This is a genomic window from Kitasatospora sp. NPDC054939 (assembly GCF_053610105.1).
The window spans coordinates 1-1,827 of the sequence record NZ_JBSGXP010000304.1 but is presented as its reverse complement, the minus strand read 5'-3'; the positions used below and the strand labels follow the sequence as shown (position 1 = coordinate 1,827).

The window sequence follows — 1,827 nt, the reverse complement described above, 5'->3', positions numbered from 1 at the left end:
CTGAGGACAAGCCCTCGGCCTATTAGTACCGGTCAACTCCACCCATTACTGGGCTTCCATATCCGGCCTATCAACCCAGTCGTCTACTGGGAGCCTTACCCACTCAAAGGTGGTGGGAGTGCTCATCTCGAAGCAGGCTTCCCGCTTAGATGCTTTCAGCGGTTATCCCTCCCGAACGTAGCCAACCAGCCATGCCCTTGGCAGGACAACTGGCACACCAGAGGTTCGTCCGTCCCGGTCCTCTCGTACTAGGGACAGCCCTTCTCAACACTCCTACGCGCACAGCGGATAGGGACCGAACTGTCTCACGACGTTCTAAACCCAGCTCGCGTACCGCTTTAATGGGCGAACAGCCCAACCCTTGGGACCTACTCCAGCCCCAGGATGCGACGAGCCGACATCGAGGTGCCAAACCATCCCGTCGATATGGACTCTTGGGGAAGATCAGCCTGTTATCCCCGGGGTACCTTTTATCCGTTGAGCGACGGCGCTTCCACAAGCCACCGCCGGATCACTAGTCCCTACTTTCGTACCTGCTCGACCCGTCAGTCTCACAGTCAAGCTCCCTTGTGCACTTACACTCAACACCTGATTGCCAACCAGGCTGAGGGAACCTTTGGGCGCCTCCGTTACCCTTTAGGAGGCAACCGCCCCAGTTAAACTACCCACCAGACACTGTCCCTGATCCGGATCACGGACCCAGGTTAGACATCCAGCACGACCAGAGTGGTATTTCAACGACGACTCCACAACAACTGGCGTTGCTGCTTCAAAGTCTCCCACCTATCCTACACAAGCCGAACCGAACACCAATATCAAGCTATAGTAAAGGTCCCGGGGTCTTTCCGTCCTGCTGCGCGAAACGAGCATCTTTACTCGTAATGCAATTTCACCGGGCCTATGGTTGAGACAGTCGAGAAGTCGTTACGCCATTCGTGCAGGTCGGAACTTACCCGACAAGGAATTTCGCTACCTTAGGATGGTTATAGTTACCACCGCCGTTTACTGGCGCTTAAGTTCTCAGCTTCGCCCCACCGAAATGGAGCTAACCGGTCCCCTTAACGTTCCAGCACCGGGCAGGCGTCAGTCCGTATACATCGCCTTACGGCTTCGCACGGACCTGTGTTTTTAGTAAACAGTCGCTTCTCGCTGGTCTCTGCGGCCACCCCCAGCTCAGACCGTAAAGATCATCACCAGGAATGGCCCCCCTTCTCCCGAAGTTACGGGGGCATTTTGCCGAGTTCCTTAACCATAGTTCACCCGAACGCCTCGGTATTCTCTACCTGACCACCTGAGTCGGTTTGGGGTACGGGCCGCCATGAAACTCGCTAGAGGCTTTTCTCGACAGCATAGGATCATCCACTTCACCACAATCGGCTCGGCATCAGGTCTCAGACTACGTGAACGGCGGATTTGCCTACCGTTCGTCCTACACCCTTACCCCGGGACAACCACCGCCCGGGCTGGACTACCTTCCTGCGTCACCCCATCGCTCACCTACTACGAGGTCGGGTCACCGGCTCCACCACGTCCCATCGTCCGAAGACTCCGGGCCGGCTTCACGGGCTTAGCATCACTCGGTTCAGCGTTGGCGCTTCAAAGCGGGTACGGGAATATCAACCCGTTGTCCATCGACTACGCCTGTCGGCCTCGCCTTAGGTCCCGACTTACCCTGGGCAGATCAGCTTGACCCAGGAACCCTTGGTCAATCGGCGCAAGAGTTTCTCACTCTTGTATCGCTACTCATGCCTGCATTCTCACTCGTATACCGTCCACGACTGGTTTCCACCGCCGCTTCACCCGGCACACGACGCTCCCCTACCCATC

General features: G+C 56.9%; 1 rRNA gene. It reads right to left on the bottom strand.

The features are described from left to right. Window positions 1-2: 2 nt before the first annotated feature. Window positions 3-1,827, bottom strand: a 23S ribosomal RNA gene (locus ACWGB8_RS38480); the annotation flags it as partial.